Source organism: Phenylobacterium sp. (assembly GCF_035475775.1).
Lineage (GTDB): Bacteria > Pseudomonadota > Alphaproteobacteria > Caulobacterales > Caulobacteraceae > Phenylobacterium.
Genome location: NZ_DATIMC010000008.1, coordinates 1 through 20,823, shown reverse-complemented (window position 1 = coordinate 20,823; position 20,823 = coordinate 1). Strand labels below are relative to the sequence as shown.

Sequence of the window (20,823 nt, the reverse complement as noted above, 5' to 3'; positions counted from 1 at the left end):
GAAGTGGGATCGCGCCGGATGCGAGCCCGGGGGCCCCCGGTAAACCATCCGGAGCCAGCCCTGCCGTCCCTCACCCTACCCTCTCCCGCAAGCGGGAGAGGTGGCTAAGCCCCGAGCTTCTCCTCGACGACCACCTCCGTCTTCACCGAGTTGGCGATGAAGCAGTCCTCGTGCGCGCGGTGGTGCAGCCGGTCGCGTTCCTCGGGCGACGGCGCGCGGCCGGCGTAGGTGATCCCGGGGCGCAGGGTCACGCGGGTGACGGCCATGCGGCCTTCGGCGTCCTTCTCCATGAGACCTTCGGCGGCGTCGAAGTAGCGGGTCACGACGAAGCCGGACTCGCGGGCCACGTGCAGGAAGGTCAGCATGTGGCAGGCGGAGATCGAGGCGACCAGCATCTCCTCCGGATCGACCGCGCCGGCCTCGGCCCACTTGCCGACCACATGGCGCGAGGCGGTGCCGCGCATCCGGTGGCCGCCCTCGAAGAACACCTCGTGGCCGCGCCCGTAGCGGCCCTTGGCGAAGTCCTCGCCGTCCGCCAGCCGCCATTCCACGCCGGCCCGGTATGTCGCCATCAGAACGCCTCCGCCGGGAGAGCCATGACCAGCTCGGCCCCGGTCTTGAGCTTCGCCAGGCGCGCGGCGGTCTCGGGCAGGACGCGGTTCATGTAGTAGCGCCCGATCGTGAGCTTGGCGGCATAGATCGGCTCGGCCGCGCCGGCCGCGATCTTCGCCTGCGCCACCTTTGCGGTCATGGTCCACATGTAGGCGAGCGCCGTCAGGCCGAACAGGTGCAGGTAGTCGGTCGAGGCGGCGCCGGCGTTGTCGGGGTTGGCGAGCCCGTTCTGCATCAGCCACATCGTCGCCTCCTGCAGCTCGCCCTTGGCCTTGGCGAGCGGGGCGACGAAGGGCTGCATCGCCTCCGCGTCATTGGCCTCGATGTAGGCGTCGAGCTCGGCGAAGAAGCTCATCATCGCCCGCCCGCCGTCCGCGGCGAGCTTGCGGCCGACGAGGTCCAGCGCCTGGATGCCGTTGGTCCCTTCGTAGATCAGCGCGATCCGGCAATCGCGCAGGTACTGGCTGACCGGGAAGTGCTCGGTGAAGCCGGAGCCGCCGTGCACCTGCATGGCGTCCGAGCAGATGGCGAAACCGCGGTCGGTGAGGAAGGCCTTCAGCACCGGGGTCATCAGGGCCATGTAGTCGCGGCCCTTCTGGCGGGCGGCCTCGTCCGGGCTGGCCTCCGCCAAGTCGCCGTGCAGGGCGGTCCAGTAGAGGAAGGCGCGGCCGCCTTCGATCACCGCGCGGGCGTCCATCAGCATCCGCCGCACGTCCGGATGGACGATGATCGGATCGGCCGGGCCGTCGGGGTTCTTCGGCCCGGTCAGCGAGCGGCCCTGCAGGCGCTCCTTGGCGAACTCGGCGGCCGCCTGGTAGGCGGCCTCGGCCTGGGCGAGCCCCTGCATGCCGACCCCGAGCCGGGCCTCGTTCATCATCACGAACATGATGGCCAGCCCGCGGTTCTCCTCGCCCACCAGCCAGCCGGTCGCCTCTTCGTGGCTGATCACGCAGGTGGCGTTGCCGTGGATGCCCATCTTCTCTTCCAGGCCCAGGCACTTCACCGAATTGCGCTCGCCCGGATGGCCCTCGGCGTCGGGAATGAACTTCGGCACGATGAACAGGCTGATGCCGCGGGTGCCGGCCGGCGCGCCCTCGATCCGCGCCAGGACCAGGTGGACGATGTTCTCCGTCAGGTCGTGCTCGCCGCCCGAGATCCAGATCTTCTGGCCCGAGATCCGGTAGCTCCCGTCGCCCGCCGGGACCGCCTTGGTGCGGATCAGGCCGAGATCGGTGCCGCATTGCGGCTCGGTGAGGTTCATCGTGCCGCCCCACTGGAAGCTCGCCAGCTTGGGCAGGTAGAGCTGCTTCTGCGCCTCCGTGCCGCCGGCCAGGATCGCCGAGTAGGCGCCGTGGGTCAGGCCCGGGTACATCGAGAAGGCCATGTTGGCCGCCGAGCTCATCTCCGAGAAGGCGAGGTTGACGACGTGCGGCAGGCCCTGGCCGCCCCACTCCGGCGCCGAGCCCAGTCCAGGCCAGCCGGCCTCGACCAGCTGGCGGTAGGCCGCTTTGAAGCCTGTCGGCGTGGTGACGCTGAAGTCGGCGTTCCAGCGGCAGCCTTCCTTGTCGCCCACGGCGTTCAGCGGCGCGAGCACCTCGGCGGTGAAGCGGGCCGCCTCTCCCAGGATCTGCTCGACCGTGTCCATCGAAGCCTCGGCGAAGGCCGGCAGATTGGCGTAGCGCTCCAGCTCGAGCAGGTCGCGCAGGATGAACAGGTGGTCCCGGACGGGCGGCTGGTAGGTCATGGCGGCTCGTTCACCTCATCCGGACCGTCATGGCCGGGCTTGTCCCGGCCACCCATAGACCTCGGCGGCATAGTCCGAATCGCAACAGCGCCGCTGCGGTCCACGGGGCGAGATCAGCGCTTATGGGTCCCCGGGACAAGCCCGGGGATGACCGACGATCTAGTGGTCGGCGCCGTCGAGCTGGCGGCGCATGGTCTGGTCGTAGTCGACAGCGCGCGGCAAGAGGTCGGGCCGGGTGGCCTCCAGGCGCTTCTCCATCGCCTCGCAGCCCTGCTTGAGCTGGGCGATCTGCTCGTCGATGTCGATCTTCTGGCGCTCGAGGGCGACGATCCGCTCGCGGAACTTCTTCAGCGATTTGGCCGCCTGCTGGGCGCCGCCGTCGCCGACCTCGTAGAGATCCAGGATCTCGCCGATCTCGGCGAGCGATAGGCCGACGCGCTTGCCCTGCAGGATCAGCTGCAGGCGGGCGCGGTCCTTGTAGTTGTAGACGCGGTTCAGGCCTTCGCGCGCCGGGGCGAGCAGGCCCTTGTCCTCATAGAAGCGCAGCGCCCTGGGCGTGCATTTGAACTCCAGGCAAAGCTGGCGGATCGTGTAGGTGCGGTGCGGCCGGCGCAGATCGGCGATCATGGCGTCCTCCGGGTGGGAGCCCCCGTTCTCGGTTTACGCCGTCAGTTAAGCCCCGTCTTTCCGTTTACGTCAAGGTGACTGTTGCAGCCGCGAAACGGAAGCCGCGGGCGGCCGCCGACCCGCTTTCCGCGGGGATTGGGCAGGATCGTCGAGCGTCACGGCGGGGCGCGCAACCTCGGCGCGCGGCGCCGGCGCAAGCCGGCAAGATCCGTGCTTTTTGAGCGGCTGCGACGTCGCAGGCTCAGCCGGCCAAGTCGGCGAGCGCACGCGCGGCCATCACGCGCACGAGGTTGGCCCGGTACTCGGCCGAGGCGTGCAGGTCGGCGTTGAAGCGGCGGGAGTCCAGCGGCGCGGCGCCGGCGGCCGCGGCATCGGGCTTGCCGGCGAGCGCCGTCTCCAGGGCGGTCCAGCGGAAGGCGCAGGGGCCGGCGCCGGTGACGCCGACCCGGAACCCGTCGCCGGTGTCGGCGACGAACACGCCCGCCACGGCGTAGCGCGAGGCCGGGTGGCGGAACTTGCGGTAGGCGGCGCGGCGCGGGACCGCGAAGGCCACGGCGCGGATCAGCTCGCCGGGCTCGAGCGCGGTCTCGAACAGGCCCTTGAAATAGTCGTCCGCCGCGATCGTCCGGCGATCGGTGAGGATGCTCGCCCCCAGGCCGATGACCGCGGCCGGGTAGTCGGCCGCCGGGTCGCTGTTGGCCAGCGAGCCGCCGAGCGTGCCGCGGTTGCGCACCTGGGCGTCGCCGATCTCGGAGGCGAGGTAAGCCAGCGCCGGGATCGCGCGCTGGACTTCCGCCGAGGCCGCGACGTCGGCGTGGCGGGTCATGGCCCCGATGGTCAGCCGGTCGGCCTCGAGCCCGATGCCGGCGAGCCCGCGGATCGCGCCGAGGTCGATCAGGTCCGAGGGCTCGGCGAGGCCCTGCTTGAGGGTGGGGATCAGGGTCATGCCGCCGGCGAGGTAAGCGCCGTCGGCGGCTGCGCGCCGGGCCGCCACCGCGGCCTCCAGGCTCTCCGGACGGTGGTAGTCGAAGCCGTTCATGGGGCGCGCTCCCTCAAGCCGCCTGCAGGGCGCGCCAGACCCGCTCGGGCGAGGCCGGCATGGCGAGGTCCTTCACGCCCAGCGCATCGGTGACGGCGTTCATCACCGCCGCCGGCGCGCCGATCGCGCCCGCCTCGCCGCAGCCCTTCACCCCCAGCGGATTGTGCGTGCAGGGGGTGACGGTGGTGTCCACCTCGAAGCTCGGCAGGTCGTCGGCCCGGGGCAGGCAGTAGTCCATGAAGGAGCCGGTCACCAGCTGGCCGTCCGCGTCGTAGACGCCGTGCTCCAGGAGCGCCTGGCCGACGCCCTGGGCGATGCCGCCGTGCACCTGGCCCTCGACGATCATCGGATTGATCACCTCGCCGAAGTCGTCGACGGCGACGAAGCGGACGAGATCGACCACGCCGGTCTGCGGATCGACCTCCACCTCGGCGATATGGCTGCCGGCCGGGAAGGTGAAGTTCTTCGGATCGTAGAAGCTCTTCTCCGAGAGGCCCGGCTCCAGGTCCTCCGGGAAGTTGGCCGGCACATAGGCCGCGAACGCCACCTCGCCGAAGGTCAGGCTCTTGTTGGTCTGGCGCACGGCGAAGACGCCGTCCTCGAAGTCGACCTCGTCGGGGGCGGCCTCCAGCATGTGGGCGGCGATCCGCTTGCCCTTGGCGATGATCTTGTCCGAGGCCTTGATCAGCGCCGAGCCGCCGACCGCGACCGAGCGCGAGCCGTAGGTGCCGAGCCCGAATTCCAGCCGGCCGGTGTCGCCGTGCACCACCTCGACCTGCTCGAAGGGCACGCCCAGCTTCTCCGAGACGATCTGGGCGAAGGTGGTCTCGTGGCCCTGGCCGTGGCTGTGGGAGCCGGTGAAGACCGTCACCGAACCGGTGGGGTTCACCCTGACCTCGCCGCTCTCGTAGAGCCCGACGCCGGCGCCCAGCTGGATGGCGAGCTGCGAGGGCGCCAGCCCGCAGGCCTCGATGTAGCAGGAGAGTCCGATGCCGCGCCGCTTGCCGCGGGCCTCGGACTCCCGCCGGCGGGCCGGAAAGCCGGCGTAGTCGGCCTGCTTCAGCGCCTTGGCCAGGCTCGCCTCGTAGTCGCCGGTATCATAGACCAGCGCCACCGGAGTCTCGTAGGGGAACTGGTCGGGGCGGATGAAATTGCGCCGCCTGAGCTCGGCCGGATCGATCCCCAGCTCGCGCGCCGCGGTCTCGACGATCCGCTCCACGACGTAGGTGGCTTCCGGGCGGCCGGCGCCGCGGTAGGCGTCCACCGGGGCGGTGTTGGTGAACACGCCCTCCACCTCCACGTGGATCGCCGGCGTGCGGTACTGGCCGGCCAGCAGGGTGCCGTAGAGATAGGTCGGCACCGAGGAGGCGAAGGTCGAAAGATAGGCCCCGAGGTTGGCGCGCGTGCGGACCCGCAGGGCCAGGAAGGTCCCGGCCTCGTCGAGCGCCAGCTCGGCGGTCGTCAGGTGGTCGCGGCCGTGGGCGTCGGAGAGGAAGGCCTCGGAGCGGTCGGCGGTCCACTTGACCGGACGGTTGGTGCGCCGCGCGGCCCAGGCCGCGGCGGTCTCCTCCGGATAGACGAAGATCTTCGAGCCGAAGCCGCCGCCCACGTCCGGCGAGATCACCCTGAGCTTGTGCTCGGGGGCAAGGTTCACGAAGGCCGCCAGGATCAGCCGCTCCAGGTGCGGGTTCTGGCTCGTGGTGTAGAGCGTGAACTCCTCGGTGGGGCGGTTGTAGGCGGCCACCGCCGCGCGCGGCTCGATGGCGTTGGGGATCAGCCGGTTGTTGGCGAACTCCAGGCGGGTGACATGCGGGGCCTTGGCGAAGGCGGCCTCGACGGCGGCCTGGTCGCCCAGCTCCCAGTCGTAGCAGCGGTTGGCCTCGATCTCCGGGTGGATCTGCGGGCCGGCCGTGGCTTCGGCCAGGGCGACGACCGGCTCCAGCTCCTCGAAATCCGTCTCGACGAGGGCGGCGGCGGCCCTGGCCTGGCCCAGGGTCTCGGCCACCACCAGGGCGTAGGGCTCGCCCACGAAGTTGACGGTCTCGATCGCCAGAGGCGGCCGCGGCGGGACCTTCATGTCGGAGCCGTCCTTGGACTTCACCAGCCACCCGCAGGGCAGATGGCCGATGCCGTCGGCGGCCAGGTCCTTGCCGGTGAAGACGCCCACCACGCCCGGCGCCTTGGCGGCTGCGGCGGCGTCGATCGCCCTGATCCGCGCCCGCGGATAGGGCGAGCGCAGGAACACCGCGTAGGCCTGGCCGGGGAGGTTGATGTCGTCGGTGTAGCGGCCCTTGCCGGTGATGAACCGGAGGTCCTCGCGGCGCGTCACCCGCTTGCCGATGCCCTGCTCGCTCATGATCCCACCCTCACATGCGCTCGGCCGCGGCGAGCACCGCCTGGACGATGTTGTGATAGCCGGTGCAGCGGCAGTAGTTGCCAGCGAGCCCCTCGCGCACCGCGACCTCGTCGAGCCGCCCGTCCGTGCGCTTCACCAGGTCGATGGCGCTGATGATCATGCCCGGCGTGCAGAAGCCGCACTGCAGGGCGTGGTGCGCCTGGAAGGCCGCCTGCATGGGATGCAGGTTGCCCGGCGCGCCCAGGCCCTCGATGGTGGTGACGCGCGCGCCTTCGGCCTGGCCGGCCAGCACGGTGCACGACTTCACGGCCCGGCCGTCCATCTCGACCGTGCAGGCGCCGCACTGGCTGGTGTCGCAGCCGACGTGGGTCCCGGTGAGGCCGAGGTCGCCGCGCAGGATGTCGACGAGCAGGGCGTTCGGCGCAACCTCCAGCTCGTGATCGGTCTCGTTGACGGTGAGCGACAGCTTCACGGGGGGCGCCTCCTCTCGAAGCTCAGGGCACTCTAGCGCAGCTGCGGCTCGGCCGCGATCTCGGCGAAGGCGGCGAAGAAGTCGTCGGCCAGCTTCCGCGCCGAGCCCTCGACCAGCCGCGAGCCGATCTGGGCGAGCTTGCCGCCGACGCTGCCGCGGACCTGGTAGCGAAGCAGGGTTGCGCCCCCGTCCTCCACCAGCTCCACCCGGGCCGATCCGCGTCCGAAGCCGGCCGCGCCGCCCTTCACCTGGCCGGAGAGGGTGTAGGCGTGCGGCGGATCGAGGTCGGAGAGGGTGAGCTCGGCGTCGAACAGGGCGCTGACCGGCCCGACCCTGGCCTTCGCCTTGGCGCGGAACTCGGTGTCGGAGAGCTTCTCCATCGACTGGCATCCGGCGATGCAGCGGGCGAGCACGTCGGGATCGTTGAGCGCGGCCCAGACCGCCGTGGCCGGCGCCTCGATGCGGTGTTCGCCTGACTGCTCCATGCCGCCTCGCGCCGGGATCATCCGATCCGCCAGTCTCAGCACCGCCGCGCCGGCGGGACAAGCCTACGGCAGGGCGAAGGCCACGAGCTGGTCGCCCAGCCGAGGCGTCAGGATCGAGTTGCCGCCGGCCGTGAAGAGCACGTATTGGCGGCCCCGGTAGGTGTAGACGGCGGGGAGCGCGACGGCCGGAGCGTCGACCTGCGCCGACCAGAGCAGCCGGCCGGTCCTCTCGTCCAGCGCCCGCACCTTGGAATCCATCGAGGCGCCGATGAAGATCACCCCCGTCCGGGTGATCACCGGCCCGCCGATCGTCACCGAGCCCCAGGAGCGCGGCATGTAGAAGCCCCACTTCTGGACGACGCCGAAGGGCTCGCGCCAGACGGTGCGGCCGGTCTTGAGATCATAGGCGGTGATCGAGCCGAACGGCGGCTTCCAGCAGGGCATGCCCAGCCAGTTGAGGAAGTTCGTCAGGTGCATGCCGTAGGGCGTGCCGGACTGGGCGTAGTAGTTGGTGCGGTCCTCCGACCTGTTGAGCGCGGCGTACTGCTGGCGGGTCAGGAGTTGGTAGATCATGACCACGCTGGAATTGTTGACCACGTAGGTCCCGCTCGTGGGATCGACCGCCCCGCCGCCCCACTCCACCCCGCCGACCGTGGCGGGGTATTCCAGGCTGCCGGCGCCCAGGCTGGGCGGGGTGAACTTGCCGAGATAGCGGAGCTGCTTGGCCCGCCGGCTGCACTCGCCGAAGCTCACCAGGTCGGCGAGCGTGGAGACGCCCGGCCAGCGCTCGGAGATCACCGGAGCCGGCAAGTCGGCGTAGGGCTGGGTGGGCGAGGCCTGCTCGCCCGGGACGTTCGAGGCCGGCGCCGGCCGCTCGACGATCGGATAGATCGGCTCGCCGGTCAGGCGGTCGAGGACGAAGATGAAGCCCATCTTGGTCGACTGGACGAGCGCCGGGACGGTGCGGCCGTCCTTGCGGATGTCGACCAGGGTCGGCGCGGAGTTGATGTCGTAGTCCCAGAGGTCGTGGTGGACGAGCTGGCGCGCCCAGACGACCTGGCCGGTGTCGGCGTTGAGCGCGGTGATCGAGGTGGTGTAGGGCAAGGCCTGCTTGCGCTCGCCGCCGTAGAAATTGGGGCTCGGCGAGGAGACCGGCAGGTAAAGCAGCCCGTTCTTCGGATCCACCGACATGGAGGCCCAGACGTTCGAGGTGCCGGTCTGGCGCCAGGCGTTGGCCGGCAGCGGATTGAACGTCCACTTCAGCTGCCCGGTGCGGGCGTCCAGCGCGAACACCCAGCCGGGCGGGGCGGTCTTCGAGGCCCAGTCCTTGCCCGCCCATCCGACGAACAGGCTGTCCTTGTAGACGGTCGGCGGCTGCAGCAGCGACAGCGGCCAGACCGGGTTGACCGCGTTCCACTGGTTGACGTCCACCACCCCGCCGCGGCCAAAGTCGGCGCAAGCGCGCCCGGTGTCGGCGTCGACGGCGTAAAGCTTGCCATCCATCGTTCCGACGTAGACGCGCTTCTGGCAGGGCTGTCCCGCGACCGGGTTGGCCGCCTGCCAGTAGGCGACGCCGCGGGTCTTCATCTCCGGCTGGGTGAGCGCCTTCAGCGGGGCATGGGGATCGAAGATCCACTTCACCCGGCCGGTGTCCGGGGCGATGGCGAAGATCCGGTAGAAGGGCGTCGAGATGTAGACTGTATCGTTGACGAACAGCGGCGTCGCCGACCAGTCGGTGGCCGGGACCCCGCCCGCCCCGTGCGAAATGTCGCCGGTGTGCACCTCCCAGGCCTTCCTGAGGTCGCCGACATTGGCCGGGGTGATCTGGGCGTCGGCGGCGTACTTCTGGGCCATCAGGTCGCCGTTGAAGGTCGACCAGCCGCCAAAGCTCGCGGCGGCGGGCGCGGGCTGCTGCGCCAGCGCGGCGAGGGCGGCGAGGCCCGCGGCGAGGCCGGCGATGGCGAAGGCGATGCGGGGCCTCATGCCCTGGCCTCCCGCGTCGCGGCGGCACGGTCGGCGAACATCGCCAGCAACCAGCCGACCAGGCCGATGATCATCAGGGCGAGCAGCAGCCAGGCGTGCAGGAAAAACGCCGCCAGGCCGGTCCCCAGGAGGTCAAGCAGGCAGCCGGCCAGCAACAGGCCGCGCAACCAGGCCGGCGCGGCGAGGGCCAGCGCCAGGACCAGCGCCGCCACCAGCAAGATGGCGGTCGAGGCGATGACCAGCGCCGCGCCGCCGGTGTGGGCGATGCCGCCGCCGCGATTGAAGTAGGCCACGAGCGAGACCACCAGTCCCGCCGCCGCAGCCAGGGCCATCAGCCAGCGTCCATACCGCGCCTGCATCCGTCGGCTCCCGTGCGCCCGATCAGCTAACGCCGTTCGGAGCTGGAAGAGCCCGCGCCGATCAATTGTTGCCGGCGCAGCGAAAAATATCGTGGAGCGATGTGATTCTCAGGCGGCGGCGAGCTCGCCCGCCAGGGCGCGCTCGATCAGCCGAATGGTCCGGTCGAGGCCGAAGATCGCCACGAAGGAGCCGAAGCGCGGGCCGGTCGGCTGGCCGAGCAGCACTTCGTAGAGCGCGGCGAACCAGGCGCGGAGCGGCTCGAATCCGGCCTGCTTGCCCACCTCGAAGACCGCGTTTTGGATGGCCTCGGCATCGGCGCCGGGCGGCAGCGCCTTCAGGCGGCTGGCCAGCTCCTCCATGGCCGCGCGCTCCTTGGGATCGGGCCCGCGGAAGCGCTTCGCCGGCTTCACGAAGTCCTCGTAGTAATTCAGGGCGTAGCCGGCGAGCTTGTCGAGCAGGGGCTGCGTCTCAGGCGTGGCGCCGGGGATGTAGCGGGCCAGGAACGCCCAGAGCATCTCCTTGGTCGAAGCGTCGGCGGCCGAGACGAGGTTGAGCAGCAGCGAGAACGAGACCGGCGAGCCCTTCTCCGGCGGATGGCCCGAATGGACCTGCCAGGCGGGGTTGTCGATCGGCTGCCTGTTCGCGCCCTCGGCGCGGGCGCGATTGAACGCATCCAGGTGCGACAGGTACTCGTCCGTCGCCTTTGGGATCACGTCGAAGTAGAGCCGCTTCGCCGACTTCGGCGAGGTGAACATGTAGTAGGCCAGGCTCTCCGGCGCGCCGTAGCGCAGCCACTCCTCCATGCTCAGTCCGTTGCCCTTGGACTTCGAGATCTTGCGGTTGTGCTCGTCCATGAAGAGCTCGTACGTGAAGGTCTCCGGCGGCTCGGCGCCCAGCGCCTGGCAGATGCGGCTGGAGACGCGGATCGAGTCCACCAGGTCCTTGCCTGACATCTCGAAGTCGACCTTCAGCGCCGCCCAGCGCGCCGCCCAGTCGGGCCGCCATTGCAGCTTCACCTGCCCGCCGGTCACCGGAACCTCGGCGAGCGTCCCGTCCTCGTCGGGAAACACGATGGTCCCGCGCTCGAGATGGCGCTCCAGCGTGGGCGCCTGCAGGACGCGGCCCGACTTCGGGCTGATCGGCAGGAACGGCGAGTAGGTCGCCCGCCGCTCGTCGCCCAGCGTCGGCAGCATGATCGCCTGGATCGCGTCGAAGCGCTCGAGGACGGTCAGCAGCACCGGGTCGAAGCGGCCCGACCGGTAGGTCTCGGTGGACGACATGAAGCTGTAGTCGAAGCCGAAGCCGTCCAGGAAGGCGCGCAGGCGGGCGTTGTTGTGCGCGCCGAAGCTCTCGTGCTCGCCGAACGGGTCGCGCACCGCGGTGACCGGCTTGTCGCGGTCTTCCTCCAGCATCTCGCGGTTCGGCACGTTGTCGGGGATCTTCCTCAGCCCGTCCATGTCGTCGGAGAAGACGATGAGCCGGGTCGGGATGGCGTCCTCGGTCAGCGCGCGGAAGGCGGTGCGCACCATGGTCGGGCGGGCGACCTCGCCGAACGTGCCCATGTGCGGCAAGCCCGAGGCGCCGAAGCCGCACTGGAAGGTGACCGGCTGCTCGAGCGCCGGCAGCGTGCGGACCGCCTCGGCGATCTTGTGCTGGGCGATCAGGGCCGCAGCGAGATCCCGCTCGGCGTCGGTCAGGCGCAGGCGCAGGATCCGCGTCAGCAGCAGCCGGGCCTGCTCGAAGGGCCAGCTCTTCGCCTCGCGGGCCTGGTGGGAGAGACCTTGCAGCATGGGCGCTCGCGGTACCGCCCCGGGCGCGCCGGCTCAAGCGGCGTTTTTCGGGCCGCTTTTGACGAGGCCGCCGGAAGCTGGGCTATGCTGGGCCCATGATCCGACGCCTCATGATGCTGGCGGGCCTCGTCGCGCTCGCCGCCTGCTCGAACCCGACCTCCGGCAAAAGCCAGGCGCCCAGGACGAGCGTCACCTTCTCCATCGTCTCGACGGAATCCGCCCAGACCCAGATGCAGGAGTGGGGACCGTTCCTGGCGGACATGGAGAAGCAGACCGGGCTGCACGTCCATCCGTTCTTCGGCTCGAACTACACGGCCGCCATCGAGGCCATGCGCTTCAAGCAATCGGACCTCGGCTGGTTCACCAACCAGTCGGGACTGGAGGCGGTGCGGCGGGCGGATGGCGAGGTGTTCGCCAGGACCTCCAAGCCCTCGGGCCCGGACGGCTACCAGGCGGTGATCATCGTCCGGAAGGGGAGCGGGATCACCCTGCCGAAGATCCTGGCCTGCGACCGGACGCTCGCCTTCGGCATGGGCGACGCCAAGTCGACGTCCGGGACGCTGGCGCCCATGACCTACCTGTTCTCGCCGCGCGGGCTCGATCCGGAGCGGTGCTTCCGCACGGTGCGCAACGCCAGCGCCGAGTCGAACCTGTTCGCGGTCGGCGCGGGCGTGCTGGACGCCGCCACCGACAACACCAACTCCATGGCTCGGATGGCCGCGCTCGACACGCCCATCGCCAAGAAGACGCTCGCCAACCTGCAGGTGATCTGGCGCTCGCCGACCATTCCCGAGGATCCGATGGTCTGGCGCAAGGACCTCGATCCCGCGTTGAAGGCCAAGCTCGCCAAATTCATCTTCGCCTATGGGGCGGGGACCGGGCCGGAGGCCGCCCGCGAGCGGGCGGTGCTCAAGCGCCTGGAGATCGGCCCGTTCAAGCCGGCCGACGATTCCCACCTGATCCCCGTGCGCGAGATGGAGGCCACCGAGCAGCTGGTCGGCGCCCGCGCCAGGGGCGACCACGCCGGCGTCCAGAAGGCGCAGGCGAGCCTGGCCGAGATCGCCAGGGAGAAGGCTGCGGCGAGACCTTCCTAGCTTCCCGATCAGGGGAAAATCAGTCGCTCGCCAGCAGGAAATGGCCCCTGAGCGCCGCGACGGGGTGGCTCCTGGCTTCCTGCCAGGCCTCCACGTGCACATTGGCGACGCGGCGGCCGACCTTGCGGAGATCGGCGCGGGCGTAGGTGGTCATGGCGCGGCCCGGGCGCAGGTACTCGATGGTCACGTCGATGGTCTTGGCGAGCTTGCCGGAGCCCTGCGTCACCCACAGCTGGGCGAGCGCCGTCATCTCCAGGAAGCCGCCGATGACCCCGCCGTGCAGCGCCGGGATGGTGGTGTTGCCGACCAGGTGCGGAGAGAATGGCAGGATGGCGGTCATCTCGTCGCCGGCCAGCTCGGCGCGCATGCCCAGGAAGCGGACGTAGGGCGCCCGCTGCAGGAAGGCCTCGAGCTTGGCGTGGTCGGCCTCGCTCACGCGGACCTCGGGCTCATCATGAAGGCGGCCTGGACCGTGGCGATCGGATCGGCGGGATCGGCGTCCCAGGCCTGGGCGCGCACGAAGGCCACCGAGCGGGTGAGCTTGTAGCAGTGGGCTTCCGCGGTCACGCCGGCGCGCGGCGCGGCGGGGCGCATGTAGTCGATCCGCAGGTCCAGGGTCGCGGTGCCGAACATCTGGCCCTTGGCCGCGGCGCTGATCGCCAGGCCGCAGGTGTGGTCCAGCAGGCTGGTGACGACGCCGCCGGCGATCACGCCGGTGTCCGGATCGCCGACCAGGTCCTCCCGCCAGGGGACCTCCATGGTCCCGCTCGCCTCGCCCACCGCGACCAGCTTCAACCCCAGCGCCGCGGCCTGCGGCACGCTGGTGGTCATGTGCTGGGCGACCTGCGGCAGCCCTCCCGGGAACCGCGGCTCGGATGGCTCGGACATGGGCCAAGCCGGGTACGGGCGAACGCCGCCCGGGTCAATCGCTGGCGAAGGCCGCCGCCGGGACATAAGTGAGATCGATGATCCGTCCGCAGGACCTGCTCTGCCCGAAGCCGGAGGGGCTCTACTGCGCGCCCGGCGACTTCTATGTCGACCCGGTGCGGCCGGTGGCCCGCGCGGTGATCACCCACGGCCACGGGGACCACGCGCGGGCGGGCCACGGGGCGGTGCTGGCGACCGAGCCCACGCTGGACATCATGGCCGAGCGCTACGGGCCGGGGTTCGTCGAGGCCAAGCAGGCGGCGGCCTATGGCGAGATCGTGGATCGCGACGAGGTGGCGGTGACGCTGGTCCCGGCCGGCCATGTGCTGGGCTCGGCCCAGGTGGTGGTGCGCTGGAAGGGCCTGACGATGGTGGTCTCGGGCGACTACAAGCGCCGGCGCGACCCGACCTGCGCGCCGTTCGAGCCGGTCGCGGGCGAGGTGTTCATCTCCGAGGCCACGTTCGGACTGCCGGTGTTCCGCCATCCCGACGACCGCGAGGAGATCGCCCGCCTGCTGCGCTCGGTGGCGCAGTTCCCGGAGCGGGCGCACCTGGTGGGCGCCTATGCGCTGGGCAAGGCGCAGCGGATCGTCGCGCTGCTGCGCGAGGCGGGCTGGGAGAAGCCGATCTATGTGCACGGCGCGCTGGAGCGGCTGAACGCGCTCTATCAGCGGCACGGCGTCGACCTCGGCCCGCTGGAGCCCGCGACCACCGCGGCGAAGAAGGCCTTCGCCGGCGAGATCGTGATCGCGCCGCCGTCGACGCTGCAGGACCGCTGGAGCCGCCGGTTCCCCGATCCGGTGACCGCCTTCGCCTCCGGCTGGATGCGGGTGCGGGCGCGGGCCAAGCAGCGCGGCGTGGAGCTGCCGCTGATCATCTCCGACCACGCCGACTGGGACGAGCTCACCGGCACGGTCGACGAGCTCCGCCCCGGCGAGCTGTGGATCACCCACGGCCGCGAGGAGGCGCTGGCCCGCTGGGCCGAACTGCACGGCGTCCCGGCCCGCGCGCTGGCGCTGGTGGGCTACGAGGAGGAGGAGGATGACTAGGCATCATCCGCTCGTTCCCGCGAAGGCGGCGACCCATGCGGCGCCTCCGCGGCATGCGGCCCGAGTCAGCTTGGATTCCCGCCTTCGCGGGAATGAGCGGGATTGACGTGCGCGCCTTCGCCGAGCTGCTGGACCGGCTGTCGCTCACCGCCTCGCGCAACGCCAAGCTGACGCTCGTCCGCGACTACCTGCGCGAGACCCCCGACCCCGACCGCGGCTGGGCGCTGGCGGCGCTGACCGGCGACCTGACCTTCCAGGCCGCCAAGCCGACCTTCATCCGCAAGGCCGTGGAAGAGCGGATGGACCCGCAGCTGTTCTGGTGGTCGTACGACTACGTGGGCGACCTGGCGGAGACCGTGGCGCTGGTCTGGCCCAGGCGGCCGGGCGCCAACCGCGAGCCGGGACTGGCCGAGGTGGTCGAGGGGCTGCAGGCGGCCAGCCGCCCCGAGGTGCAGCGGCTGATCGAGGGCTGGCTCGACGCGATGGAGGAGCCGCGCGAGCGCTGGGCGCTGCTGAAGCTGATGACGCGGGAGCTGCGCGTCGGGCTGACGGCGCGGCTCGCCAAGCGCGCGGCGGCCGAGCTGGGCGGCGTCGATCCCGCCGAGATCGAGGACCTGTGGCACGCGCTGCATCCCCCCTACGAAGACCTGTTCGCCTGGCTGGAGGGCCGGTCCGAGAAGCCGTCGGCGGACAATCCCGGGCGCTTCCGGCCCGCGATGCTGGCCCAGGCCATCGACGAAGCGGTGGACTTCGCCAGGCTCGACCCGGCCGACTATGCCGCGGAGTGGAAGTGGGACGGCATCCGCGTGCAGCTGGTCCATGAGGCGGGCGTCCGGCGGCTCTATACGCGAACCGGCGACGACATCTCGCGAACGTTTCCGGACGTGGTGGATGCGCTGTTCGAGGAGGGCGTCATCGACGGCGAGCTGCTGGTGATGCGAGACGGCCCAAATGGACGGACGGTCGCGAGCTTCGCCGACCTGCAGCAGCGGCTGAACCGCAAGAGCGTCGACGCCAAGCTGACCGCGGCCTACCCCGCCGGCGTGCGCGCCTACGACCTCTTGGCGGAAGGGCGCGAGGACGTCCGCACGCTCAGCTTCGCCGAGCGCCGCCGGCGGCTCGAGCGGTTTGTCGCGCGGCAGGGCTCGGCGCGGATCGACCTCTCGCCGCTGCAGCCGTTCGAGGCCTGGGCGGAGCTCGCGGCGCTCAGGGCCCAGCCGCCGCCCGGCGACCCGCAGGTCGCCGAGGGGATCATGCTGAAGCGCTGGGATTCCATCTACGAGGCCGGCCGGCCGAAGGGTCCATGGTTCAAGTGGAAGCGCGACCCGTTCCTGGTCGACGCGGTCCTGATGTACGCCCAGCGGGGCCACGGCAAGCGCTCGAGCTTCTATTCCGACTACACCTTCGGAGTCTGGGCCGAGGCCGACGACGGCCGCCGGGCGCTGACCCCGGTCGGCAAAGCCTATTTCGGCTTCACCGACGAGGAGCTCAGGCAGATCGACAAGTTCGTGCGCGACAACACCGTCGAACGGTTCGGGCCGGTGCGCTCGGTGCGGGCCGAACCGCACGCGGGCCTGGTGTTCGAGGTGGCCTTCGAAGGGCTGCAGCGCTCGGGCCGGCACCGCTCGGGCGTCGCCATGCGCTTCCCGCGGATCAGCCGCATCCGCTGGGACAAGCCGCCTGGCGAGGCGGACGAGCTGGCGACGCTGGAGCGCATGCTGGCGCAGATGGAGGGGCGGTGATCTGCCTCCCCCCGTTCACGGGGCGGGCAGGATCATCCCAGCAGCAGCGCTTCATCCAGCAGGAACCGCCGCAGGTCGCCGCCGGCGAACAGCAGGCCGCGGACGCCGGCGCGGGTGGCGGCTTCGATGTCGGAGAGCTTGTCGCCGACCAGCACCGAACGCTCGCGGTCGATGGGCCACTCGGCGAGGGCGCGCAGGATCATCCCGGGATTGGGCTTGCGGTCGGGCGGATCGGACTTGCGATAGCCGGCGACCGCAGCCTCCGGATGGTGCGGCGCGAAGTAGATGGCGTCCACGCGGGCGCCGGCCGCGGCGAGGTCTTCGGCCATCTTCGCGTGCAGGGCGTGCATGGCGTCTTCGGTATAGTAGCCGCGGCCGATGCCCGACTGGTTGGTCACGACGATGACCAGCCACCCCGCCCGGTTGAAGGCGGCGATGGCCGCCTGGGCGCCCTCGATCCAGTGGAAATCCTCCCAGCGTGCGACGTAGCCACGGTCCTCGTTCAGCACCCCGTCGCGGTCGAGGAACAGCGCGGGGCGCGGGGGACTGGCGGGCGGCGGCTCGGACACCGCGGTAGGTATAGCGGGACGCGGGCGCGGCGCGATTTCAAAAAGCCCGCGGGGGCGTCTAGGGTCCCTGCGCCGTGACCGATTCCGCCGCCGTGCTCACCATCGAGGACCTGAAGGTCCAGTTCTCGACGCACGACGGCGTGGTGGAGGCCGTGCGCGGGGTCTCGCTCACCGTGCCGCGCGGCAAGACCTTGGGCGTGGTCGGCGAGAGCGGCTCGGGCAAGAGCCAGAGCTTCATGGCGGTGATGGGCCTCCTGGCCGAGAACGGGCAGGCGAGCGGCTCGGCGAAGCTGCACGGCCAGGAGCTGCTGGGCCTGCCGGCCCGCCGGCTCAACCGCGTGCGCGGCTCGAAGATGACGATGATCTTCCAGGATCCGCTGACGGCGCTCACCCCGCACGTGCGGATCGGCGAGCAGATCGCCGAGCCCCTTCGGCTGCACCTGGGGCTCTCGGGCGCGGCGGCGACGAAACGCGCGCGGGAGTGGCTGGAGAAGGTGCGCATCCCCGACGCGGCGCGCAGGCTCGGCCAGTATCCGCACGAGCTCTCCGGCGGCATGCGCCAGCGGGTGATGATCGCCGCGGCCATGGCGGTGGGGCCCGACCTGCTGATCGCCGACGAGCCGACCACGGCGCTGGACGTCACGGTGCAGGCCGAGATCCTCGACCTGATGGCCGAGCTTCAGCGGGAGACCGGCACGGCCATGGTGCTCATCACCCACGACATGGGGGTGATCGCCCGCCTCGCCGACCACGTCTGCGTCATGCGCCAGGGCCAGTTCATCGAAGGCGACGCCGCCGAGACCATCTTCGCGCGGCCGAAGACCGAGTACACGCGCGCCCTGCTGGCGGCGATCCCGCGCCTGGACCGGCCCGACCGAGGCGGCCGGCCGACGCCCGCGCCGGTTCCGGCCGATGCGCCGGTGGTGGTCGAGGGCCGCGACATCAAGGTCTGGTTTCCGGCGCCGGGCGCGCTGTTCGGCGCCCGCAAGCAGTTGCGCGCCGTGGACGGCGTCTCCTTCCAAGTGCGCCAGGGCGAGACCCTGGGCGTGGTCGGCGAGAGCGGCTCGGGCAAGTCGACGCTGGCGCGCGCGGTCCTCAACCTGATCCCCGCCGACGCCGGGGTGGTGACGCTGATGGGGCGCGACATCAGCCATGCGGCGCGCGAGGCGATGCGGGCGGCGCGGCGGGACCTGCAGATCGTCTTCCAGGATCCGCTGGCGAGCCTCGATCCCCGGATGACCATCGGCGATTCCATCGCCGAGCCGCTGCGCGTGTTCCGCCCGCAGCTCGGCCGCGCCGAACGCGAGGCCGAGGCGCGTGCGATGATGCACCGAGTCGAGCTCGATCCGGCCCTGATCAACCGCTATCCGCATGAGCTTTCCGGCGGCCAGAACCAGCGCGTCGGGGTGGCCCGGGCGATGATCCTGCAGCCGAAGCTGGTGATCTGCGACGAGGCGGTCTCGGCCCTCGACGTCTCGATCCGCGCCCAGATCATCGACCTCCTGATCGAGCTGCAGAAGGCCATGGGGCTCTCCATGATCTTCATCAGCCACGATCTGGCGGTGGTGCGCGAGATCAGCCACCGGGTGCTGGTGATGTACCTGGGCCGGGTGGTCGAGACGGCCGACCGCGACCAGCTCTACGCCGGCGCCCGGCACCCCTACACCAAGGCCCTGCTCTCGGCCGCGCCGATCCCGGACCCTGCGATCGAGCGGACCCGCAAGCGCGTGAGGCTGGAGGGCGAGCCGCCCTCGCCGCTGGACGCGCGCTCGGCGCTCCGGTTCCTGCCCTCGCGCCTGCCGGCCGACCCCAATGCGCCGATCCTCGCGCCTGAGCTGAAGGAGGTCGCCCCCGGCCACCTGGTCGCCGAGTTCGATCCCTGATGAGCCACCTCTCCCAAGACTTCGCTTGGGAGAGGACGCCTGCATTGCTCCACCGCCCTGGCGCCGTTAGGTTGCCGGCCTTTTCCGACATCCGGCTCGACCATGACCCTTTCCTTCGACGACATCCTTGCGGCCCGCGACCGGCTGCAGGGTCACATCGAGCGCACGCCCTGCCGGTATTCGAAGACCCTGTCGGAGATCACCGGGGCCGAGGTGTGGGTGAAGTTCGAGAACCTGCAGTTCACCGCCGCCTACAAGGAGCGCGGCGCGCTGAACGCCCTCCTGCAGCTCGGGGCGAACGCCCGCAAGCGCGGCGTGATCGCCGCCTCGGCCGGCAACCACAGCCAGGCCCTCGCCTATCATGCGGCGCGGCTCGGCATCCCGGTGACCATCGTCATGCCGAAGGGGACGCCCTTCGTGAAGGTGCAGCAAACCCGCGCCCACGGCGCCGAGGTGGTGATCGACGGCGAGGGCTACGACGAGGCGTCCACGCGGGCGCTGGCGCTCTGCGACGAACGCCAGCTCACCTTCGTCCATCCTTTCAACGACCTGAACGTCATGGCCGGCCAGGGCACGGTGGCGCTGGAGATGCTGGAGGACGTTCCGGATCTGGAGGTGCTGCCGGTGCCGATCGGCGGCGGCGGGCTGATCGCCGGCGTCGCCACGGCCGCCAAGCACCTCAAGAAGGACATCTCGATCGTCGGCGTGGAGCCGGCGATGTACCCCTCGTTCACCGCCAGGATGCGCGGCGTGAACACCGCCAGCGCCAACGGCGCCTCGACCATCGCCGAGGGCATCGCGGTCAAGGAGGTGGGCGACGAGACCTACGCCATCGCCCGGCCGCTGATCGACGAGGTCATGCTGATCGAGGAGCCGTTCTTCGAGCGCGCCGTCGCGCTCTACTGCAACGTCGAGAAGACCGTGGCGGAAGGGGCCGGGGCGGCCTCGCTCGCGGCCCTGCTGGCGCATCCGCGCAAGTTCCGTGGGCGAAAGTGCGGCCTGATCATCACCGGCGGCAACATCGACACGCGCCTGCTGGCCTCGGTGCTGACCCGCGAGCTGGTGCGCGACCAGCGTCTGGTCTCGCTGCGAATCGTCGGCGACGACCGGCCGGGGCTGCTGGCCACGGTGTCGGCGGTGATCGGCAGCCTCGGGGCCAACATCATCGAGGTGGCGCACAATCGCCTGGCGCTGGACGTGCCGGCCAAGGGCGCCGAGTTCGACATCATGATCGAGACCCGCGACGCCCAGCACGCCCAGGAGGTGATGGACGCCCTGCGCGAGCGCGGCTACCCGCCGAGGGCGGTCTGATGCGTCGCGCACTCGTCGCGCTCGCCGGCGCGCTGGCTCTGGCCGCCTGTCATCCGCCCGCCAAGGCGACGGGCGCCGGCCCGGGACCGGCGGCGGCGGGCAAGCCCACGCCGGAGTCCCAGGCCTTCCTCGACAAGGCGGCCAGGGAGCCGGGCGTGCGCACCCTGCCTTCGGGGCTGATGTACAAGGTGGTCCGCTCGGGACCCGCGACCGGCATCAAGCCGCAGCCGGGCGACGAGGTGAAGGTCAACTACGAAGGCAAGCTGGTGAACGGCCAGGTGTTCGATTCCACCTACGAGCGCGGCGCGCCGGCGGCCATGCCGCTGGCCCATCTGGTGCCCGCCTGGATGGAGGCGCTGCCGATGATGCGCCCGGGCGACGAGTGGGTGCTCTATGTCCCGCCGAAGCTGGGCTACGGCGACCAAGGGGCCGGCGGCGTCATCCCGCCGGGCGCGGCGCTGATCTTCCGCATCGAGTTGATCGACGTGCTGCCGGCGCCTGGGCGCGTGCAGCAGGGCTAGCTGGGCGTTTGTCGCGCAAGGCCGGCAGGTCTATCCCTGCGCCATGCCCGAGTTCGCCTCCGCCGCCGAGATCCTGAAGACCCTGGTCGGATTCGACACCACCTCGCGGGGCTCGAATCTGGCGCTGGTCGAATGGGTGGAGGCCCATCTCGACGGCCTCTCCGTCCCGCACCGGCGCGTGCCCAACGCGGAGGGGACCAAGTCCAACCTGGTCGCGACGCTCGGGCCGATGGAGGCTGGGGGCGTGGTGCTCTCCGGC

The 20,823-nt window shown here is 70.9% G+C and carries 19 protein-coding genes and 1 pseudogene; 7 read left to right on the top strand and 13 right to left on the bottom strand.

The window, feature by feature from the left end; genetic code table 11:
- Window positions 1-104: 104 nt before the first annotated feature.
- From VLI41_RS01155 to VLI41_RS01110, 10 genes are all read right to left on the bottom strand, one after another.
- Window positions 105-572 carry an OsmC family protein gene (locus VLI41_RS01155; RefSeq protein ID WP_325266217.1) on the bottom strand — a complete coding sequence of 156 codons (468 nt, stop codon included), beginning with the start codon at window positions 570-572 and terminating at the stop codon, window positions 105-107.
- Window positions 572-2,356, bottom strand: coding sequence for an acyl-CoA dehydrogenase C-terminal domain-containing protein (locus VLI41_RS01150; protein WP_325266216.1), 1,785 nt, complete (start codon window positions 2,354-2,356; stop codon window positions 572-574). The genes VLI41_RS01155 and VLI41_RS01150 overlap by 1 nt, the downstream gene beginning before the upstream one ends.
- Before the next feature lie 159 nt (window positions 2,357-2,515).
- Window positions 2,516-2,983: a MerR family DNA-binding transcriptional regulator gene (locus VLI41_RS01145; protein WP_325266215.1), complete on the bottom strand. Its 468-nt coding sequence runs from the start codon at window positions 2,981-2,983 to the stop codon at window positions 2,516-2,518.
- Between the two features lie 241 nt (window positions 2,984-3,224).
- Window positions 3,225-4,022 carry a xanthine dehydrogenase family protein subunit M gene (locus tag VLI41_RS01140; RefSeq protein WP_325266214.1) on the bottom strand — a complete coding sequence of 266 codons (798 nt, stop codon included), beginning with the start codon at window positions 4,020-4,022 and terminating at the stop codon, window positions 3,225-3,227.
- 13 nt (window positions 4,023-4,035) lie between these two features.
- Window positions 4,036-6,378, bottom strand: a complete 2,343-nt coding sequence (locus tag VLI41_RS01135; protein WP_325266213.1) for a xanthine dehydrogenase family protein molybdopterin-binding subunit — start codon at window positions 6,376-6,378, stop codon at window positions 4,036-4,038.
- A gap of 10 nt (window positions 6,379-6,388) precedes the next feature.
- Entirely contained in the window at window positions 6,389-6,850 is a 462-nt protein-coding gene (locus VLI41_RS01130) for a (2Fe-2S)-binding protein (RefSeq protein ID WP_325266212.1), read from the bottom strand.
- Between the two features lie 32 nt (window positions 6,851-6,882).
- On the bottom strand, window positions 6,883-7,356 hold the full coding sequence (locus VLI41_RS01125) for a carbon monoxide dehydrogenase subunit G (RefSeq protein ID WP_325266211.1): 474 nt from the start codon (window positions 7,354-7,356) through the stop codon (window positions 6,883-6,885).
- 42 nt (window positions 7,357-7,398) lie between these two features.
- A complete protein-coding gene (locus VLI41_RS01120; protein ID WP_325266210.1) occupies window positions 7,399-9,318 on the bottom strand; it encodes a pyrroloquinoline quinone-dependent dehydrogenase in 1,920 nt (639 codons plus the stop codon).
- Window positions 9,315-9,677 carry a hypothetical protein gene (locus tag VLI41_RS01115; RefSeq protein ID WP_325266209.1) on the bottom strand — a complete coding sequence of 121 codons (363 nt, stop codon included), beginning with the start codon at window positions 9,675-9,677 and terminating at the stop codon, window positions 9,315-9,317. The genes VLI41_RS01120 and VLI41_RS01115 overlap by 4 nt, the downstream gene beginning before the upstream one ends.
- A gap of 108 nt (window positions 9,678-9,785) precedes the next feature.
- Window positions 9,786-11,468, bottom strand: coding sequence for a lysine--tRNA ligase (locus tag VLI41_RS01110; protein WP_325266208.1), 1,683 nt, complete (start codon window positions 11,466-11,468; stop codon window positions 9,786-9,788).
- Between the two features lie 95 nt (window positions 11,469-11,563).
- Here VLI41_RS01110 and phnD point away from each other — a divergent pair, with 95 nt between their 5' ends.
- A complete protein-coding gene (phnD, locus tag VLI41_RS01105) occupies window positions 11,564-12,562 on the top strand; it encodes a phosphate/phosphite/phosphonate ABC transporter substrate-binding protein (RefSeq protein ID WP_325266207.1) in 999 nt (332 codons plus the stop codon).
- 19 nt (window positions 12,563-12,581) lie between these two features.
- On the opposite strand, the gene VLI41_RS01100 is transcribed toward phnD, so the two are convergent.
- Together VLI41_RS01100 and VLI41_RS01095 are read right to left on the bottom strand one after the other, a co-directional pair.
- Window positions 12,582-12,998, bottom strand: a complete 417-nt coding sequence (locus VLI41_RS01100; protein ID WP_325266206.1) for a PaaI family thioesterase — start codon at window positions 12,996-12,998, stop codon at window positions 12,582-12,584.
- Window positions 12,995-13,450, bottom strand: a complete 456-nt coding sequence (locus VLI41_RS01095; protein ID WP_325266205.1) for a PaaI family thioesterase — start codon at window positions 13,448-13,450, stop codon at window positions 12,995-12,997. Before VLI41_RS01095 ends, VLI41_RS01100 begins: the two co-directional genes overlap by 4 nt.
- Window positions 13,451-13,527: 77 nt before the next feature.
- Here VLI41_RS01095 and VLI41_RS01090 point away from each other — a divergent pair, with 77 nt between their 5' ends.
- Together VLI41_RS01090 and VLI41_RS01085 are read left to right on the top strand one after the other, a co-directional pair.
- Window positions 13,528-14,538 carry a ligase-associated DNA damage response exonuclease gene (locus tag VLI41_RS01090; RefSeq protein WP_325266204.1) on the top strand — a complete coding sequence of 337 codons (1,011 nt, stop codon included), beginning with the start codon at window positions 13,528-13,530 and terminating at the stop codon, window positions 14,536-14,538.
- A 101-nt stretch (window positions 14,539-14,639) separates the two neighbouring features.
- On the top strand, window positions 14,640-16,280 hold the full coding sequence (locus tag VLI41_RS01085) for a cisplatin damage response ATP-dependent DNA ligase (RefSeq protein ID WP_325266264.1): 1,641 nt from the start codon (window positions 14,640-14,642) through the stop codon (window positions 16,278-16,280).
- A 32-nt stretch (window positions 16,281-16,312) separates the two neighbouring features.
- Here the strand turns inward: VLI41_RS01085 and VLI41_RS01080 are convergent, their stop codons facing one another.
- Window positions 16,313-16,849: an HAD family hydrolase gene (locus VLI41_RS01080; protein WP_325266203.1), complete on the bottom strand. Its 537-nt coding sequence runs from the start codon at window positions 16,847-16,849 to the stop codon at window positions 16,313-16,315.
- Window positions 16,850-16,923: 74 nt separating this feature from the next.
- On the opposite strand from VLI41_RS01080, the gene VLI41_RS01075 reads away from it, so the two are divergent.
- The 4 genes and pseudogenes from VLI41_RS01075 to VLI41_RS01060 all read left to right on the top strand — a co-directional run.
- Window positions 16,924-18,732: a dipeptide ABC transporter ATP-binding protein gene (locus tag VLI41_RS01075; protein WP_325266202.1), complete on the top strand. Its 1,809-nt coding sequence runs from the start codon at window positions 16,924-16,926 to the stop codon at window positions 18,730-18,732.
- A 102-nt stretch (window positions 18,733-18,834) separates the two neighbouring features.
- On the top strand, window positions 18,835-20,043 hold the full coding sequence (locus tag VLI41_RS01070; protein WP_325266201.1) for a threonine ammonia-lyase: 1,209 nt from the start codon (window positions 18,835-18,837) through the stop codon (window positions 20,041-20,043).
- The gene (locus VLI41_RS01065) at window positions 20,043-20,564 is read left to right on the top strand and encodes an FKBP-type peptidyl-prolyl cis-trans isomerase (protein ID WP_325266200.1); all 522 of its coding nucleotides are present in this window, start codon (window positions 20,043-20,045) and stop codon (window positions 20,562-20,564) included. The genes VLI41_RS01070 and VLI41_RS01065 overlap by 1 nt, the downstream gene beginning before the upstream one ends.
- A 43-nt stretch (window positions 20,565-20,607) precedes the next feature.
- A pseudogene (locus tag VLI41_RS01060) lies at window positions 20,608-20,823 on the top strand (acetylornithine deacetylase); the annotation flags it as partial.

What these genes read in the sequence shown, in the direction of transcription:
- VLI41_RS01155 (WP_325266217.1), bottom strand. Translation starts at nt 572, where the DNA reads ATGGCGACATACCGGGCCGGCGTGGAATGGCGGCTGGCGGACGGCGAG.
- VLI41_RS01150 (WP_325266216.1), bottom strand. Translation starts at nt 2,356, where the DNA reads ATGACCTACCAGCCGCCCGTCCGGGACCACCTGTTCATCCTGCGCGAC.
- VLI41_RS01145 (WP_325266215.1), bottom strand. Translation starts at nt 2,983, where the DNA reads ATGATCGCCGATCTGCGCCGGCCGCACCGCACCTACACGATCCGCCAG.
- VLI41_RS01140 (WP_325266214.1), bottom strand. Translation starts at nt 4,022, where the DNA reads ATGAACGGCTTCGACTACCACCGTCCGGAGAGCCTGGAGGCCGCGGTG.
- VLI41_RS01135 (WP_325266213.1), bottom strand. Translation starts at nt 6,378, where the DNA reads ATGAGCGAGCAGGGCATCGGCAAGCGGGTGACGCGCCGCGAGGACCTC.
- VLI41_RS01125 (WP_325266211.1), bottom strand. Translation starts at nt 7,356, where the DNA reads ATGATCCCGGCGCGAGGCGGCATGGAGCAGTCAGGCGAACACCGCATC.
- VLI41_RS01120 (WP_325266210.1), bottom strand. Translation starts at nt 9,318, where the DNA reads ATGAGGCCCCGCATCGCCTTCGCCATCGCCGGCCTCGCCGCGGGCCTC.
- VLI41_RS01115 (WP_325266209.1), bottom strand. Translation starts at nt 9,677, where the DNA reads ATGCAGGCGCGGTATGGACGCTGGCTGATGGCCCTGGCTGCGGCGGCG.
- VLI41_RS01110 (WP_325266208.1), bottom strand. Translation starts at nt 11,468, where the DNA reads ATGCTGCAAGGTCTCTCCCACCAGGCCCGCGAGGCGAAGAGCTGGCCC.
- phnD (WP_325266207.1), top strand. Translation starts at nt 11,564, where the DNA reads ATGATCCGACGCCTCATGATGCTGGCGGGCCTCGTCGCGCTCGCCGCC.
- VLI41_RS01095 (WP_325266205.1), bottom strand. Translation starts at nt 13,450, where the DNA reads ATGTCCGAGCCATCCGAGCCGCGGTTCCCGGGAGGGCTGCCGCAGGTC.
- VLI41_RS01090 (WP_325266204.1), top strand. Translation starts at nt 13,528, where the DNA reads ATGATCCGTCCGCAGGACCTGCTCTGCCCGAAGCCGGAGGGGCTCTAC.
- VLI41_RS01070 (WP_325266201.1), top strand. Translation starts at nt 18,835, where the DNA reads ATGACCCTTTCCTTCGACGACATCCTTGCGGCCCGCGACCGGCTGCAG.
- VLI41_RS01065 (WP_325266200.1), top strand. Translation starts at nt 20,043, where the DNA reads ATGCGTCGCGCACTCGTCGCGCTCGCCGGCGCGCTGGCTCTGGCCGCC.